This is a genomic window from Leptolyngbya sp. FACHB-671 (assembly GCF_014695745.1).
Lineage (GTDB): Bacteria > Cyanobacteriota > Cyanobacteriia > Elainellales > Elainellaceae > JAAUTN01.
This window is the reverse complement of record NZ_JACJOV010000037.1, coordinates 13,297-28,429: the sequence shown is the minus strand read 5'-3', so window position 1 is coordinate 28,429 and position 15,133 is coordinate 13,297. Positions and strand designations below refer to the sequence as shown.

16 protein-coding genes and 1 pseudogene are annotated in these 15,133 nt (G+C 46.8%); 15 read left to right on the top strand and 2 right to left on the bottom strand.

The window, feature by feature from the left end; genetic code table 11:
* Positions 1 to 187 precede the first annotated feature (187 nt).
* From mcdA to H6F93_RS01835, 3 genes are all read left to right on the top strand, one after another.
* Entirely contained in the window at positions 188 to 970 is a 783-nt protein-coding gene (mcdA, locus tag H6F93_RS01845) for a carboxysome distribution maintenance ATPase McdA (RefSeq protein WP_190678754.1), read from the top strand.
* A 184-nt stretch (positions 971 to 1,154) separates the two neighbouring features.
* Complete coding sequence (mcdB, locus tag H6F93_RS01840; RefSeq protein WP_190678751.1) at positions 1,155 to 1,613, top strand: carboxysome distribution maintenance protein McdB; 459 nt, start codon at positions 1,155 to 1,157, stop codon at positions 1,611 to 1,613.
* A 231-nt stretch (positions 1,614 to 1,844) separates the two neighbouring features.
* Positions 1,845 to 2,240 carry a hypothetical protein gene (locus tag H6F93_RS01835; protein WP_190678749.1) on the top strand — a complete coding sequence of 132 codons (396 nt, stop codon included), beginning with the start codon at positions 1,845 to 1,847 and terminating at the stop codon, positions 2,238 to 2,240.
* 95 nt (positions 2,241 to 2,335) lie between these two features.
* Here H6F93_RS01835 and H6F93_RS01830 read toward each other — a convergent pair whose 3' ends face one another.
* On the bottom strand, positions 2,336 to 2,731 hold the full coding sequence (locus H6F93_RS01830; RefSeq protein WP_190678747.1) for a RasGAP domain-containing protein: 396 nt from the start codon (positions 2,729 to 2,731) through the stop codon (positions 2,336 to 2,338).
* A gap of 214 nt (positions 2,732 to 2,945) precedes the next feature.
* Here H6F93_RS01830 and H6F93_RS01825 point away from each other — a divergent pair, with 214 nt between their 5' ends.
* The 7 genes from H6F93_RS01825 (at position 2,946) to H6F93_RS01795 (ending at position 8,194) form a co-directional block, all read left to right on the top strand.
* Positions 2,946 to 3,167, top strand: coding sequence for a hypothetical protein (locus tag H6F93_RS01825; RefSeq protein ID WP_190678745.1), 222 nt, complete (start codon positions 2,946 to 2,948; stop codon positions 3,165 to 3,167).
* Between the two features lie 205 nt (positions 3,168 to 3,372).
* Positions 3,373 to 3,642, top strand: a complete 270-nt coding sequence (locus tag H6F93_RS01820; RefSeq protein ID WP_190678742.1) for a hypothetical protein — start codon at positions 3,373 to 3,375, stop codon at positions 3,640 to 3,642.
* 277 nt (positions 3,643 to 3,919) lie between these two features.
* Entirely contained in the window at positions 3,920 to 4,207 is a 288-nt protein-coding gene (locus H6F93_RS01815) for a hypothetical protein (protein ID WP_190678740.1), read from the top strand.
* A 3-nt stretch (positions 4,208 to 4,210) separates the two neighbouring features.
* Entirely contained in the window at positions 4,211 to 4,753 is a 543-nt protein-coding gene (locus H6F93_RS01810) for a hypothetical protein (RefSeq protein ID WP_190678738.1), read from the top strand.
* A 273-nt stretch (positions 4,754 to 5,026) separates the two neighbouring features.
* On the top strand, positions 5,027 to 5,869 hold the full coding sequence (locus tag H6F93_RS01805; protein ID WP_190678736.1) for a hypothetical protein: 843 nt from the start codon (positions 5,027 to 5,029) through the stop codon (positions 5,867 to 5,869).
* Positions 5,870 to 5,927: 58 nt separating this feature from the next.
* Positions 5,928 to 7,418: a hypothetical protein gene (locus H6F93_RS01800; RefSeq protein WP_190678734.1), complete on the top strand. Its 1,491-nt coding sequence runs from the start codon at positions 5,928 to 5,930 to the stop codon at positions 7,416 to 7,418.
* A 149-nt stretch (positions 7,419 to 7,567) separates the two neighbouring features.
* Positions 7,568 to 8,194, top strand: a complete 627-nt coding sequence (locus H6F93_RS01795; RefSeq protein WP_190678731.1) for a hypothetical protein — start codon at positions 7,568 to 7,570, stop codon at positions 8,192 to 8,194.
* Between the two features lie 67 nt (positions 8,195 to 8,261).
* On the opposite strand, the gene H6F93_RS01790 is transcribed toward H6F93_RS01795, so the two are convergent.
* A complete protein-coding gene (locus H6F93_RS01790) occupies positions 8,262 to 8,408 on the bottom strand; it encodes a hypothetical protein (protein ID WP_190678729.1) in 147 nt (48 codons plus the stop codon).
* 34 nt (positions 8,409 to 8,442) lie between these two features.
* On the opposite strand from H6F93_RS01790, the gene H6F93_RS01785 reads away from it, so the two are divergent.
* The 5 genes and pseudogenes from H6F93_RS01785 to H6F93_RS01765 all read left to right on the top strand — a co-directional run bounded on the left by H6F93_RS01785 (position 8,443) and on the right by H6F93_RS01765 (position 15,054).
* A complete protein-coding gene (locus tag H6F93_RS01785) occupies positions 8,443 to 9,330 on the top strand; it encodes a M23 family metallopeptidase (protein ID WP_190678726.1) in 888 nt (295 codons plus the stop codon).
* Between the two features lie 3 nt (positions 9,331 to 9,333).
* Positions 9,334 to 9,946: pseudogene (locus H6F93_RS34975) on the top strand (glycosyl hydrolase 108 family protein).
* 426 nt (positions 9,947 to 10,372) lie between these two features.
* A complete protein-coding gene (locus H6F93_RS34490; protein ID WP_277882815.1) occupies positions 10,373 to 10,501 on the top strand; it encodes a hypothetical protein in 129 nt (42 codons plus the stop codon).
* Positions 10,502 to 11,002: 501 nt separating this feature from the next.
* Positions 11,003 to 11,281, top strand: coding sequence for a hypothetical protein (locus tag H6F93_RS01770; protein ID WP_190678719.1), 279 nt, complete (start codon positions 11,003 to 11,005; stop codon positions 11,279 to 11,281).
* On the top strand, positions 11,278 to 15,054 hold the full coding sequence (locus H6F93_RS01765) for a primase C-terminal domain-containing protein (protein WP_190678716.1): 3,777 nt from the start codon (positions 11,278 to 11,280) through the stop codon (positions 15,052 to 15,054). Before H6F93_RS01770 ends, H6F93_RS01765 begins: the two co-directional genes overlap by 4 nt.
* Positions 15,055 to 15,133: the final 79 nt, after the last annotated feature.

The window sequence follows — 15,133 nt, the reverse complement described above, 5'->3', positions numbered from 1 at the left end:
GTTAATATTTTGTCATTTCATGCGTTGCAAAAACTTAAGCAGCTTTCAGCTATTCATATACACGGAGGTAAAAGCTCATAGCCAGCTAAATTAGTAAAAAGCTAAATTTAGCTTTTTACTAAAATGTATTTTGAAGGAATGAATTAGTTTTTTGATAGAGTCAAGTTGGTTTAAAAAGAAATTAGCTATGTTGACCATCGCCATTGCCTCACTCAGTGGAGGTCAGGGAAAAACAACCGCCTCGCTCATGCTGGGTCGTCTACTTTCGCGTCAAGGCTACCCAACGCTGATGATTGATGCAGATCCGCAACATAACCTGACCACCTATATGGATATAGAACTCCAAGCTAATCAACCGACGCTACTGGAATTCCTTAAAAAGTCTGTGTCTGCGGAAGATAGTATCTACCCCACTGCCGGTAATGAGAATTTATTCCTGATTCCTGCTGATGACCAACTCGACACGGTACAGGACTACCTTTCCAATAGTGGCGTGGGTGCAACCTTACTGAAGCGTCGCCTTGAACCCGTCACCGATGCTTTTAAAGTTTGTATTATTGATGCCCCGCCTCAGCGCTCACAAATCTGCCTCACCGTGATTGGTGCTGCGGATGCGCTCATCATCCCAGCGGAAGCCTCTGTTAAAGGCTATGGTTCTTTGGTGAGAACCCTGGATTTGCTGCGAACTTTGCAAGATGTTGGCGCAACCAATGCTCAAGTGATGGGAGTGCTACCCTTCCGTGACCGCTGGATTGGCAATACTCAAACTCAAGAAAGCCGAGCATCTGTCAATGGGATGCGAGAAGAGGTGGATGCGGCGCTAATTTTACCTTCTATCCGAGAATCTGAGCGCTACAAACAGGCCATTAACCGTCGCTCTACCTTAAGTGATATGGGCTATGGCGAATTGGAATATCCCTTTGAAGTTTTAATCGACAAAATCAGCAAATTAGTCAAACCGCGAACCTAAAAAGCTAATTTTATTGTTTTAGCCTTTTGGAGTGTTGTTTGACTGATTCTGCTACGAGTCCCTACTAAATCAGCTTATCGAGTAGATTAGTAGAAGCCCAATATCTAAATTTAGCTTTTAAGTAATTTGGCTTTTCATAAATAGATAATTTTCGTTCCTGATTTGTCCTCTCCTACGGATCACCATGTCTGATAACGTTCTAGACCGAATTCGCAAAAACCGGCAACGGGCTGAGGTTCCCCCAAGGGATGATACGCTACTTGCTAAAGTACAGCCACCTGATGTCCCTCAAGCCTCGAAGACTATCGATGCTTTACCAGAAGGCGAATTAACTCCTGTCTCAGCCAGTGCGGCTAGCACGGGAAACGCATTGGAGGAATTAAGAGCAGAACTGGCAAAGATACCAGAGACAAACCGCCACTCAGCAATCGTTCTGGAGAAAGAACTTGACCAAATGCTGACTCGTTATTGCAAAGACAATCGGATTACCGTTGAGGTATTCCTCGAAGCTGCCTGGATTCAAGTTTCCTCCAATCCAGAGGTAATGGAACAAATTTTGGTAGAAGCCAAGCGCCGCTATGCTAATCGCAAACGAGCCGGCAAGTTGCGTCGCCTCATCACAATGCTTGAAGGAACACTCTAAGCTGCGCGAGTAATTGGAATTAAGTAGAGCAGGTAAAAAATTCAGGTTAATAAAGGTTCATGAAGAGGTAAAAGAGAAAGGTAACAAAAGCGCTACGCGATGGGTGAAATTAAAGAAGGGAAAAGCCATGACTGATATCCAATCCATTGAACCTATTTCAACCCAATCACCTAGCGCTCAAGAATCCCAATCGCAATCTCAATCCTTCTTAAGTCAATACGTCCAAGTGCGATGGCAACTTGCTTGTGTTCAGGCAAAGCTAAAGAAATTGAACCGTTTGCTGTCCTAGAAGCCTTGGATATCGTATCTGCTGAGGATGCTCGCAACCAAGTTGTTTATCGTTCAGATAATAGTGACGTTGTGGTGCAATTCCGCAAGACTAAGCCCAAGGATGATGAACATCATGAATTGCAATCTTTTCGTGAATTAATTGAAATTGAGCAAGAGAAAGCCAAACGCACCAATGCTCAACCGATTGCGGAGGTAGAAAAGGCGATTGAGTTATTACAGCAGATGTTGGCAGTTCTTACTCAAACTGACAAAGGACGCAAACTACAAGATGAATATGATGCGCTAGTCGTCCAACTCACAGAGTACAAACCCATCCTGGCTGTGAAGTTGAAGTGATGAGCAGAAGGGTTGGTTTTCGTGCCAGCCCTTCACTTCGGAACCATTCCCACACACTTCTAGGTGATGGATGTCGATGAAATCGCTCATCCCATTTATTCCGCTGCTTCCCCATTCGGTTGTTTCTCCTGATTCGGGAAAGACAGATGTAGTAATTCCTTCATTTCCCGCTCTGACTTATCAAGAGCCATTGCAATTCTGAGGAGATCAACGTCAGAGGGGATAGCTCCCTCCTTGATAGCTTTGAGGGTATCACGAGGAATGGAGTTATGTTCAATCAACTGCTGAAAGTTTTGCTCAACCAGTTGTGCAAGGGTTTGAGGTTCACGCTCAATCAATTCTAGGAAAGGGCGCGTTGTGGTTTCAAGAAGTTGAGTTAGCCATTTCTGCTGACTAACTCCTTGACTACCGGCTGCCATCCTAATGGCTTTGTGTAGCGAAGGGGTTACATAAACACAAACCTGGATTAATCCTGGCTTTTTGGGAGGCATGGTTCGGGACAGTTCTGAGTGTTATCCCATCCTACCCAATTACCTACTCCACACTTTCTATTGTGTTCATTACTTCTATCACAGTTGTGGATTCCGCAATCAGAGTAACCACAATATCCATAATTATGGATACCACAGTATCCACAAAAACGATAGAATTGGGACAAATCGATGCTATTGCGATGACCAAAGCCACCAAACCCAGAGGCTACCCATGACACCGAACTACATCACCCGCCAAATCCAAATTGCCAATAATCCGAATGTCGCCCCTGCTGATGTTCAGGATGCGTTGTGGCGTATTGGTTCTCATATCCAAGATGAAGTTGCTGATTTTCCAGACATCCTAGATGCCGGTGGCACACTCACGCCAACGCAGCGGCAATGGATAGCAACATGGATTCAAGCATTTGAGGACAACATACGTGTGGCTTGAAGGGATGCCATTGTGCTGCGCGTCTTTGTGTTCTACCGCAATCCTTGGTTCAAATGCCGATTAATGGAAACTTGTGAGGATGAAGGCATGGGAGCAAACAGCAATGTCTGTCCCTACCTCCATCCTTAGTGATTTAGCCCAAAGCAACGGTTGCTCCTATCTAGACCATAGGAGCAACCATCCAAACCTTGAATGGACTAACCTTATGTTCGCATACACTCAAAACTCTTCCTACTCCCAACGTCCTCAAACATCAATCCATCAACGCCAACTCATCCGCCTCCCTCGCACTCTTACTCCAGAAATGGAAAGGGCTTTGCTCAAACACCGGCGTTCAATGGCACGGATGGCTCCCGAAGCATTCCTTGAACTTTGGGACTATCCCTCTGCTAAATTCATTGCCCTCGCTACGGGTGCATCCGTTGATTCAGTTTACCATTGGCCGTGTTTTGGTAATGAAGGAAAGAAGCGGTAAACTCCCAAAGACCATCACTTGATTATGCTAGCAGAAGCCGATACTTTCCTTCTCACCCTTGTACCCCAACGCTAAACCTTCCTGATTAATAGACTTCTTCAAATATCATTTGGGAACTTCCCAAATCTGCATAGACCCAACCGGGTCTTTTTTTTAAGGTGACAACATAGGACTGAAAGAAGATATCTAGACAACATACCCAACAAGTATTTTGTCAGTGTCTTGTAAATGTCCTCAGAAACCTATTTCGATAGCTAGAATGCTTGCTTTGGCGTCCATGCAACTTCACTTCAATCCTTTTGAAAATGAATCAGTTGTCCAAATTCCCCGCACCTTAGCATGGCAAGCAATCCCTGTAAGCAGAAGTCGAGGGGAGTATTACGTCAAACTTCTCAAGCAAAACTGCCCAGAAGAATTCAAAATGGATGAGTTTCAAGAGGGGCTAACGAAGGAACAATTCCAACAAATTGTCGAGTTGAGAAGATTGTTCTTGCGAATTACACGCGGGGGACGAGGCTACAAGGAAAAGCGCATCATCAAAATCTTAAAAACTCAAGGAATCTAACGTATGAACCTAACACAGCAACAAGTTGAAGAATTTGCCGACTATTACAATGTCAAGTCATCAAGAATGCAATCGGTTATCAATGCCCTCATAGAAATTGGCTGCACTTCAGACCTACTTCAAAACGCCTTGGATGATGTCATGCCCAAGGTTGTTTCAGGAATTACACCAACGGAAGTTGTTGCACAATGGGCGGAAGGGAAGCAAACTCAATCTACCTTAGCCATCGGGATGGATGCCATCGGTGAAGGGATGAGTTTGGTGCAAATTGACGATGCCGAGGATGTGCGCTATGCAGCGGAGCATAGAGGAACCGCAATGAGGGTTCAATTCCACATTGAAACCGCCGATGTCTTCCTCAATGGCCCTAAACTTTCTGAACTGAAGGAAGTTGATGATAGTGCGCGGTCTGGATTTCGGAGTGCTTTACGAGGTGCTGCTAAAAAAAACTACCAAGTGGGTGGGAAATTCTCCAGCTTGACCCGTCAGATAGCGCCCTCATCACCCAACTCTCCCACGACTCAGCAATTGCCATCCGCACTCTAGTCAAGGAGGAAGCAGCCAAGGCCACCCTAAACACCTGCCATCAATCAATGCAAGGAATGATGGTGGCCGCCACAATCGGGGGATTGGGGATGGGAGCAGTGACAACCATAGGTGTTTGTGTTGGGGTCAGCGCTACTCCAATGGCTTGGCAGAATGCCAAACCCATTTATTTAGGATTCGGTGCCGGCTTGATTCTTGGTGTCGCTGCACTCACCCTCACCCTCCTCCACTACCGCTCATTGATTGCAGATTACTACAACCAAAAGGTGAATTATGACCTACATCCGTACTGCACTAACCCCTCCCATCCAAGAGTATCCACAACAGCCACCCCAACCACCCCAACTTCAACCACCTCCCCCACCCTCCCTGCTGTCTATCCCCAACTTTAAGTCAGTCATACTCTCCACCAAATTCCTAACACTATTGGTGGGACTAATAATCACTAGCCTGCTGTGGGTAATGGCAAGTTTATCCACATCATGGCAAGTCAGTACACCGCCTCCAGAACCGGCACTCGTGCAATTAGAGCAAGCACGGACTACTTTCAACCAAAGGCTTTTTAAGATTCGGGAAGAACGTCGGAGAGATGACTTCAATCCTGACTATCCTACGAATTTTGGAGACATCCAAGCCTTGATTCAAGCAAGGGGCGCTGCTCTTAAGCAAAGAGTAGACACTCAAATTGCTACTGAAGGAAATCCTAACTATGGCCAACACCCAGATTGGGTCTACCAGAGTGTTCGTGCTGAAACCATGAAGCTTTTGGTGTTGGCTGCTAACCGCAATGGAGCAGTCCTGACCTACGTTGATCCATCCACCGGCCAAAAGTTTGACTTATCTGTTAGCCCAGAAGATTTAGCACAATTTGCTGTAGCCAAACTTGAAGCCATCAATTATGCCCAAGATTCCAAAGTACAGCAAACCGTTGAATTGAATGAGCTACGCAAAGACGTTGCTGCTCAGGAAGAGGAAATCAAATCAACGAGAGCGCAGGTGCTAGATGCTTCTGGGCAAACCAAAGTCTCGCAAACATTACCTTCCAAGGATGTCTATGGATTATCTGTTCGCAGTGAATCCATGAATTATGTAGTGCCCGGAGCGCCTCAATTTTGAGGGAGAGCCTGCGACTGATGGTTTTAGAAGGTGTGTTTAATTTGCATAGAGGTGGGTGATGAAGGGTTGGAAAGGATGGCATTATTTTGCAGCAGCCGGCAGTTGTGTGGTGGTGGGAGGTGCGATGTTTGGGGGTTCATTTCATCAGACTGTTACTACACAATTAGTAACTCCTTACTCAACCCAAGCGGCACATTTCACCCATTCTATTCCACAACCTTGGCAATCTTTATTAAGGATAGGAGGCGGCACCTTGGCTTTGATTGGAGGGACTGCATTTGCTGGGCTAGGAATTCGTCAAACGAAATCTCAGTTGTTAGAAAATCACCCAGAATTCAAAGCCATTCCTCCTAGTGTGCTGTCACCTGTGCCCAACCTGCAACAACCGCACCCTTCTCAACCTTTCCAACTTATCCAACCTCAATCTCAACGGTTCTTCCAACCTCCACAACCATTTCATCCCACACAACGACCTCAACCAACTGGCACAAATTCTTCTCAACTTGCACCAAGTTTCCAGCTCCCACAAAGCCATCATCCCGATTATTCAGCTTCTCAATCAACTCAAAAACCTACACCATCAACCCAAGATGACAAGTCGGTTACTCCGCCAACAACTCCTTCTATTCCGGCAAATTCTTCCTCTTTGACAACTGCTTCTACTCCCAAAAATCCTCCTTCTAATACCAATCCTCCGACTCCATCTCCTTCATTTGTTGCAGCTTCATCCCTGCAAGCGCAACCCCCATGTCCTTGGGAACTGCCTGTACAAAGTGATGAATACAATGAGGTAAGAGAACTTCCAGATCAGGGGGCAGTGCAGCTCATTGGAGGCAAGGGAAGCGGCAAGACTGAGAAATTGTGTTACCTCATCGGTGAACACATCAAACAAGGTCATCATGTGTGGTTTGTTAATCCCTTTGCACCTGGAATTCATTTCAAAGGATTAAGAGTATTTGGTCGGGAATTGAACTTCCGCAATGCAGCATTGGGCATTCGGATGTTTGTCAATGAAGCAAAACGGCGCATTGTTGAAAGAGGTAAACCAGAACCCCATTATGTTGATCCCTTCTCTAAACCACACATCCATCTAACCATTGATGAAATCTCCAACTATGGCAGACATATCAGCGAAATTGACCCTGAACTAATGGTTGACTTTTGGGAGATTTGCACTCAGTTTTTGCGCCAAGTCAACATGAGTGTGAGCATGGCAGGACACGGGGACACTCAAGCCATGATTGGCGGCGAAAAGGCATTGAGGGGGAAAAGTAAAGCAATCAAGCGAGATATTGTGCGCCTTTATTGTCAATGGGTTGTGGATAAAAGTGTGCAAGGTAGCAGAAGGTGTGCCGGTTGGGCACAAATGGTATGGGTTGAAGGTGAAGAGGAGATAAGTAAGCGCATCAGTATTCCTTCATGGATGCGAACACCTAATCCTAATTACGATTTCTCAGAACTCGTTGTCAGCCATCTCAGCGAGGACTATCTCACCTATCCTGACTTTTCATCATCCTTCACTCAATACTTTGATCTGGATAACGAATAAGCACTCTATCTAGAGCAGGTCTAGATCCTGTTAATTTATCGGCAATTCATCCATCACAACCACATAACAGGGATGCCGGTTCGAGTCCGGGGAGTGCGATTGCCACCCAATGAGGGAGGCGTAGATGACAGATGACAAAGGAGTATTCCATGCAACAAGCAACCGAACAATGCCCTGATTGTCCACAACAAGGCACGAGCGGGGGTGCAATTGTGCCCTACCAAACTCAAACGCATTACAACTATAATCAACGCCCGAATCAAGGGTTCCAACACTATGCCCATCAAGCAGGACAGCATTTTGATAATGGATTGGGCAACTTCACCATAGGAATGACTGAAGGGGCAACTTATGTTCCTAGGCAAGCTGAACACATTACCAGACGTACCTTTCGTAATGAACGAGGGTTGTTCGCCAGCGTAGGTTTTGCCTTGGGTGCAGTCTGCATGATTGTGGGCGCAATGCACGTCTTTCCTTGGAGTGGTCAGAAAGTAGCCAATGCCGCACAAGGCGGGTTGGCGGCAGCGGTTGGTTATCGCGTTCCTGCTAGCGCCCCAGGAGAGATGAGACTTTTCAATGCGTTAGGACATGGGACTGGCACATTTGGGAAAGCCATTCTCACAGGTGCAGGGACGGCTTCTGCTGAAGCTATCCAAGTCCAATATGTGCCAGGGAATAGTTTGACTCCCAGCCATCCCTCTCGTATCCAATCCCGTCCTGGGGTTACTGGCAAGGGTGCAATCCTACCCGTTTATCAAGCAACGGCAGGACGTTAAGCCATAACTTATCCTCCCTCTAAAGTGACCATTTCTTGTGCTGTGCTGATGTTGGTGTTGGTTGCACTCAAACAACCTGGAAGCCGCAATATTGCAATGCCTTCCTTCCCGCTGGCTCAGGGACAAACTCAATCTGAACCAATACCTGCATCCACGTCGGCATCAACACCAACATCGGCACCAGAGGGGAGATGTCACAAACCAACGAATCCACTCGAAACCGTACTCGCCAAGATGGGAGACTGCTTGTGACTTCTCAACACCCCATCAAAATCACGATTGAAGGAGATGCCCACTCAATTCGAGCTGCATTTACCCCACCGTCTCCTTCTCTTCCTGCCTCATATTTCCCGCATCCCACTCATTCCTTACCCCTTGATTCCCGTCATCTGATTGCTAATAAAAGAGCAAAACACCATCCCATCACTTGGGGGTGCGTGGGTGTAATCGCAGTGAGTGCATTGATTCTTAATGTGCCGACTGTTGGTAATTGGTGGGATAGTCTGCCGGGTGTTAAACAATGGCAGAAGCAAGTGGCGAAGGTGATGAATGTTAAGCAGTCCAACCAATCTCAATCATTTTCACTAGAGAAAGAATCGGCACTCGCCAAATGGTTCAGACCAGTCAAAGCTCATGACAGTCTGGGCAATGTGTTTATGGTGAGAGAACGAATATATTTCCCATGTCTTCGCAAAGATAAGCAAGATTGCACCCTCCATCCAGTGACGGGAGAACGGCATAGTGCTCATCGGGGGATTGATGCAGCTGGAAGAATTGACCACAGCGGCAAACCTATCTCTGTACGACGTAAACCTCAATATGCCCCAGGACTCAAAGGGCCAGTTCTGGTGATTTGCTTTGAGGAGAAAGGTGGTGCCGGTTTTGGTGCAATCCTCACCCCTCAAGAACCAAAGGGGACACGATTTCGTAGTTTCCATCTAGATGAACCTTGCAAGGATGGCACTTACCCACTCAATGCAGTGATTGGTTATACCGGCTCCACGGGAACCAGTACCGCCCCTCATCTCCACTTTGAAGAACAACATTACAACTCAAATACTGGTAAATGGGAAAACGTCAATCCTACCCTTGCCTATGCCTTTCAAATCGTAAATGGTCGTTTGCCTTGGCAGTAATTGATGCAGACTTATTCAGACTCCTACTCAAAGTCTATACCCCAATGGATTGCCTTTCTCCTTAGTGCCGGCACCATTAGCAATCTCTTCCTTATCCCCTTTGTCTTTCCATCCTCATCTAACACCATCACAACCAACTCTAACCCATCCAATGCACCGCTTCAAACAGCAGAGTTTGAGAAAGCTCTAGCCTTTACCTTGCAGTGGGAAGGTGGTTATTCTAATCATGCTAATGATAGGGGAGGCAGAACGTTTAAAGGCATTACACAAGCCAAGGCCAAGGACATACGGGGTGTCAGATCCGCGTCATCTGAATGATGCCCAGATCCATCAAATTTATCGACGTTCTTATTGGGATGCTCAAAAGTGCTGGCAATATCTCCCACCGCTTAACCATGTATGCTTCGATACATCTGTAAACTTTGGGCGTTTCTATTTCAATGAAAAGTTACCTAATGACCCTAGGGAAGCGGCAAAGAAGGCGCTAGAGCGGCGTATGGCCTATAGACACCAACGTGTGAAACAACAACCGGATCAACGCGTGTTTCTTGAAGGTTGGCTCAATCGAGATAGGGCATTGCTGAATTGGGTAAAGACCTATGACGCAACACGTTAGCTTGCAGTGGGTGAGTTCCTTCTTGCTACCATACTTTCAATTTTTTTACTAGGGATTCATCGTAAGAAAAATACCCTATCTTTGACTTCCCAAAACATAAAGGTGTTGATGGGATACCCACGAATAATAGTCGGAGAATGTGCAAATTTGCAAACTGCTCTAGGTGTCCTTGTGCTGGATGGCAGGCAGTAAATACTTGCGGTTCACAATATGGTGAATCGCTTTCTCAATTGTGATTGCCTTTTCGTATTCGCCAGCCATTTTTTATCTTTTACCACATTTAGACTAAGTATTATTTCAGAACCGCACCAAACTTGCCGTAGTTTACCTTGAGACCATCGTTGCGGTTGATCGCAACGATGGCCTCAAGGATAGAACACTTCTTGCTCGTAGCTCTCCAACTCCTCGCTCTACGCTGAGCCTGATGTGTATGAGCGGTTGTTGGTTGCTGACATGAGCAAAATTGAGAACCGCTTAGTGAGCAACATGACTGCCACCATTGTGCCGCAATCAGCCGACAAGCCAACTGAACAGCAACGCCAAGAAAAAGGATAAGCAACAGCCAATTCGCCCTAATCTCGACCGAGTTACCGTCTTTAAAAGACCTGACTTAGTGGCTTGGATGTAGAGGGGTAGCCTTTATAGTAGAGAGCTGCTGCAAGCCAAACCTCACAATCGCAGTTTAGCGAGGCAATCGACGAAAAGTTTTCAGGAAAACCAGTAATTTCTCAAACTTGCACGCTGATCCTATAGAATACCTCCAGATTCGGGGATACTAAGTCCCCGGAAAAGAAGCCGAAAAAGAAACGTCCTTCTGCAAAACAGCTAGGGGCTTTTCTGCACTTGCAAAAGCTTTTTCGCCCGAAATCCCCACTCCCCTGTCAAGGGAGTGGGCTAGCGCCTTCCAAAAGGTACGCAAATTTATTAAATCTATAAGAAGAAGCTTAGTTAGATGTGGAAAAGATGTCAACGGTAAGGGCTGATCTCTTCCCCTCTTGAATACCCTCCGCCCTTGAAAAAGCAGAAGGCACCCCCCATCACTAAGGTGCCTCATCCATGAATTCTGAAGCTCAAGATAAGACGGAATCCTCACGGGAGAACCGTAGTTCCCAAGAACTTTTCTATACACCGTGCCCATCAGCCCGCAGCGTCGCCATCACCCGCTATCCAGAGATGGGGACTTACCAACTGCCGATATCCCTTCCCCTTGAAGATATACAGAGCCTACGCGATCAGCTAGCCAGAGATAACTGGCAACTGGTGGATGGAGAGCCGGCAGACGGCGCAAAAATCCTTGCAGCAACAAAGCGCTCCATTGCTGGGGGTGCCAAATGAAAACACTACACAGCAAGGAAGCCCTCACCCAATTTCTACAAGCTATTGATTTCACCGGCGAAATCTGGCTCAAAGCTTCATGGGATTTTCAAACCTCACCCCCAACCTGGTGGGCAACAAAGAAAAATGGCGATCCAGTAAATTACCTCTACACCGGCACTGTCACCAGTACCGGCCTATCTCTTGCGCTCTGCGAATACGCTGGCAGCGATGAGAACGGCAACTCAATCTGGAAGCCCACCGACAAACATTACACTGACGGCTTCGCTCACGCTCTAGATTTAAGTCACGCCGGCGCAACGATTTACTTCTACCCTAATCAGCCACAGGGCGGCATTAGTAACGCTCATGTCACCGGCACCCATCTTGTTTTTTATGAAATTGACGACTTGCCCCTGAACCAACAGTGGGAAGCCCTCAATCAGCTGCAAGAGCGCACCGGATTAGAGCCGGCAGCCGTCGTATTCACCGGCGGCAAATCCCTGCACGTTTATTTCCGTCTTGAGAAAAAAATTGACCCGAAGCACTGGCTCAGACTTAACCGCAAACTTGCAGTCATCCAGAACTCAGACCCCGCCATCTGCAATGCCGCCCGTGCGATGCGTTTACCTGGACTGGTACGGCGCAAACTTATTGATGGCAAACTAAGCGAGCCGGCACAAATCACCCTAGAGCAGTGGCGCAATGCCACTTACTCACCAGAAGATTTTGAAGTCGCGCTCGACTCCACCGGCTTATTCCCACACAACCTCAGTAATGAGCGGTGGCGACAGTGGCAAAAGGCCAAACGAGAAAAGGAAGAGACTTCGGCAATTCTGCAAAAGTCAGAATCCGACCTGATCCCTAAATCTCAATACAACAAGCCGATTGAGCATGAGTTTGCTTACGACGGCTCAACCATCCCGCTGAAAGTTTGCCTTTCCAAAGACGACCGCGCACTCATAGCAGCGGGTGCTGGCGAGGGCAACCGCGACAATGCCGGCTATAAGCTGGCTCGAAACTTAATCGGCACAGCCAACCAGCTTCTCACCTTGGGGATTCACTTCACCTGCGATCCCCGCCAACTTTTCGAGGAATATTGCAGCCAGTGTACTCCTCCCCTCCCCTCACGCGACATCGAGCGGATTTGGCGTTCAGCGAGCCGTGGCACCCCCTCAGCCAGCCTTCCCGATGAATCCCTAAAAGCGTGCATCGGAGCCTACCAGTGCCGCCAAAATCAGCCGACACATAAACCCAAGTCGGCAACCGTCAGCCGGCAACAATGGCTTGAACAATTTGGATTGGATCAGCAGCGAGGATATTTAGGCAAACAGCTATCAAGCTTTTTGCGGAAAATTACACGCAAAACACAGAAGTTTTGGAATGCCTATAACAGCAAGCGCTGCAATGAGCAGCCAATATTGCCAGCCACAGAAAAAACATCAAACGCGATTGTGCTGGCACCTTGGGCAAAGTATTTACGTTTAGTGGCTGGCAAATTACGTCTAACTTATGAACCAGGACATCTCCCAACCCCTAAAGAATGGGTAATCTTAGGCCGGCCTAAGATTACCTACAGTAACGGTGAACGCCTCAATGTCTGGGCTGAAGCCCAAAAGAAAGGATGGGGGAGTGTTTATGATCGCAGCCTCACCGGCTTTGGCAAATCCCATGATGCCGGCAATATTAGCTTGGGAAAATTTGACAGCCAATTTAATCGGGTTTTTTACCTTTCTGCGGATGCGGAAAATCCGACCACTGCTAGTGTCGAGAGAGAATTTACAAGGCTCGTACCCCGACACAACGGACAAGTCTACGACCATTCACACCACACCGCGCTTGGCAATCCATATATTCGCAGGGCGAAGGGCGAAACTCCTGACATCCCCAGCAACTGTCCCGAAACTGAAACTTTTCATCTTTTGAGCCAGGGGAAAGGATTTGTAGCACATGGAGGGAAGAATTCTGCCATCTGCGAATCTTGTCCTTTATTTGCTAATTGCGAATTCTTAAACACCCGCTCTCAACAATTAGAAAATGAGAATTTTTTAAGGGCGCATCCAGATCAAATGCCCACTCCAAAAAATACGGATATCGGCATTATTGATGAGGCAAGTAAGACCCTTTCTATCAACAAAACTGTCACCTTTAGCTGGGAGGAAATGCTAGCCAGTTGTCGAGCGATTTATCAGCAAAACCCTTCCCTTTACGAATTAATCTATCCCATTGTCATTGACTGGGCTGATAAAATCAACCGCGCCGAAATCAATCCTCGTTTTGGCTTACCTCATGTAGATGCCATAAAACTACTAGCTAAAGATTTATATCAGGTTGATACGGACTGGCTTAATGCTCCTGATGTTTGGGCAACGCCTAGTTTGTGGGAATTGGCGACTCAATGCGATGAGGTACTGCAAGGCAATTTACATGAAATTCTATCAGGCCATCTTTCACCGGCACAAAAGCAGACCCAAATCAGCGAGAAATTTTTTGTCAAATGGTTTAGTCAAATTGTTAACATCTTAACTGGCAAAGACCGCTACGCTCATATCACTTTTTATGCAGATGGGCGAGTGGCAATTAGTCGGCGCTACAATCGACACCGCCATGTTATTCAGGGGTTTGGGTTTAAAGTCTTTCTTGACGCCACAATGTCTAAGTCTGATTTATGCTTACGAGTTAATCTTGACCCTGATACAATTTTAGAAGTAGAACAGGAGATTGCTGAAAAAGCTTTCTCAAACCTCACTATCAATTTAATTAATGACATTGGTGCTTGCTCGCAACAGCGGGACACTCATAATACTCAAAACGAGAAAGTTAGTAGCATCTACGCTGAGCAAAACCGAATTGCCGCCGCTGTTGATAGCATCAAAGCCAAACATCCCGGCCAAAAAGTAGGCATTCTTGACTTTAAAAATAAAGTTCACAACTATTCGGCTGATGTTATCGGCCATTGGTTTGTTGACAACCGGGGTAGTAACGCTTTTGCAGATTGTGATGTCATTGTTGCGATTGGAAAACCTTTAGCAAACCTCAACGCCTTGGCTCAGCAGTATCAAGCCCTCACCGGCATTTCAACCCATCCGACCCATTTTGGGGGCAAGTTTGGCGCTTGGGTGAACCGGCAAGTGGCAAGCGAGGATTTGCAACTGGTTGGGCGTGCTAGGGCACATCTCACCCCAGATTGCCCCAAAACTGTTTATCTCTTAGGGCGACGCGGTGGACAAATGCCGACTCTGCTGCAAGAGTTTTTCCCTGGCGCGACAGTCAATATCGTTGATGCCTATGACATCACACCGGCAGCGGCTAAAAAGGGCGTGCAGACGGCGCGTGCGATTGCTGAGGTGATGTGGGCTTCTTTTAAAGACGGTATCACACCGACTTGCGAGACTGTAGCCTCTCAATTAGGTATTACCCGCCAAGCTGTGAGTAAAGCTGCAAAATCCATAGTGCCTGGGGGGTTCAGTGCGTTAAAGCGCTGTCAACTTTTTCTTATAGAAGTTATAGAAGGAAAAGTTGACAAGCAAGAACTGGATGAAGAGACACTGGCTATTGCCCAAATTTTGATGTCGGCAATGATTGCGGATTTAGATGCCGGTGATTCCAGTCCTGACGAAGTGGCGCAGGATTTAGTAAGTCTACTCGAAGGGTACGGAGGCAAAGTATTTCGAGCAATTTTGGCAGAAGTGCCGGCTTACATTCTGCCCAAGCTATTAGCTGTCACTGTAGATGCGCTAGGTCTGACTCCTTATATAGATATAGATATAGGGCGATGTTGGGTGCCGGCTTAATCGCTACGCTTGGGTGAGTTAGTGGAGTTGTAAAATTTTCACAGGTTCAGCTACAAACATTTAGTGAGTTCGCCTGAGA

Excerpts from the sequence above, each read along its gene's own strand:
- mcdA (WP_190678754.1), top strand. The coding sequence starts at position 188 with ATGTTGACCATCGCCATTGCCTCACTCAGTGGAGGTCAGGGAAAAACA.
- mcdB (WP_190678751.1), top strand. The coding sequence starts at position 1,155 with ATGTCTGATAACGTTCTAGACCGAATTCGCAAAAACCGGCAACGGGCT.
- H6F93_RS01835 (WP_190678749.1), top strand. The coding sequence starts at position 1,845 with ATGGCAACTTGCTTGTGTTCAGGCAAAGCTAAAGAAATTGAACCGTTT.
- H6F93_RS01830 (WP_190678747.1), bottom strand. The coding sequence starts at position 2,731 with ATGCCTCCCAAAAAGCCAGGATTAATCCAGGTTTGTGTTTATGTAACC.
- H6F93_RS01825 (WP_190678745.1), top strand. The coding sequence starts at position 2,946 with ATGACACCGAACTACATCACCCGCCAAATCCAAATTGCCAATAATCCG.
- H6F93_RS01820 (WP_190678742.1), top strand. The coding sequence starts at position 3,373 with ATGTTCGCATACACTCAAAACTCTTCCTACTCCCAACGTCCTCAAACA.
- H6F93_RS01815 (WP_190678740.1), top strand. The coding sequence starts at position 3,920 with ATGCAACTTCACTTCAATCCTTTTGAAAATGAATCAGTTGTCCAAATT.
- H6F93_RS01810 (WP_190678738.1), top strand. The coding sequence starts at position 4,211 with ATGAACCTAACACAGCAACAAGTTGAAGAATTTGCCGACTATTACAAT.
- H6F93_RS01805 (WP_190678736.1), top strand. The coding sequence starts at position 5,027 with ATGACCTACATCCGTACTGCACTAACCCCTCCCATCCAAGAGTATCCA.
- H6F93_RS01800 (WP_190678734.1), top strand. The coding sequence starts at position 5,928 with ATGAAGGGTTGGAAAGGATGGCATTATTTTGCAGCAGCCGGCAGTTGT.
- H6F93_RS01795 (WP_190678731.1), top strand. The coding sequence starts at position 7,568 with ATGCAACAAGCAACCGAACAATGCCCTGATTGTCCACAACAAGGCACG.
- H6F93_RS01770 (WP_190678719.1), top strand. The coding sequence starts at position 11,003 with ATGAATTCTGAAGCTCAAGATAAGACGGAATCCTCACGGGAGAACCGT.
- H6F93_RS01765 (WP_190678716.1), top strand. The coding sequence starts at position 11,278 with ATGAAAACACTACACAGCAAGGAAGCCCTCACCCAATTTCTACAAGCT.